This is a genomic window from Peribacillus sp. Aquil_B1, from assembly GCF_022603275.1.
Lineage (GTDB): Bacteria > Bacillota > Bacilli > Bacillales > DSM-1321 > Peribacillus.
Genome location: NZ_JAKXEE010000019.1, coordinates 1 through 600, shown reverse-complemented (window position 1 = coordinate 600; position 600 = coordinate 1). Strand labels below are relative to the sequence as shown.

Here is a 600-nt window from a genome sequence, read left to right as displayed (position 1 = left end):
ATAGCGAAGAGGTCACACCCGTTCCCATTCCGAACACGGCAGTTAAGCTCTTCAGCGCCGATGGTAGTTGGGGGTTTCCCCCTGTGAGAGTAGGACGCCGCCAAGCCATTTCAAAAGATCAGCCATCGGGCTGGTCTTTTTTTGTGTTCATAAGGTCATGAAAGAAAGTTGGCTGTTTCGCATAAAGTGTTGCTTTCTTGAACACATAATTAAAGACTGTTTAAACGGTCTTGTCGTTATTTGATTTCTCTTCATATTGAATGTGATGATTTGTAAAATCTATTTGAAGGTGCTAATTTCTTTTTAATCAGCCGATAACAAACATAGCATATTACAGAAATAACAAAAAAAGTATAAGCATATGCCATAAAATCACTCCTTAAAAAGATTACTTACTACTTTATCTCACTATATCCCATAATATTCCTTTGTTCAAACCCAACAAACTTTACGAAAACAGCTCAAAAGATAAAAAGGCTTTGTCGGGATGGGAGGCCTTCACATCTGACCAACTAGCAAAACGGACCTTGTAACCAATCTAGATCTAAGATCTAAGAAAAGAAATTATTTATTATGAAATGTGTTGACTTTATGGTGGGA

General features: G+C 37.3%; 1 rRNA gene. It reads left to right on the top strand.

The window, feature by feature from the left end:
• Positions 1-106, top strand: a 5S ribosomal RNA gene (gene rrf / locus MPH60_RS27545); the annotation flags it as partial.
• Between the last annotated feature and the right edge of the window lie 494 nt (positions 107-600).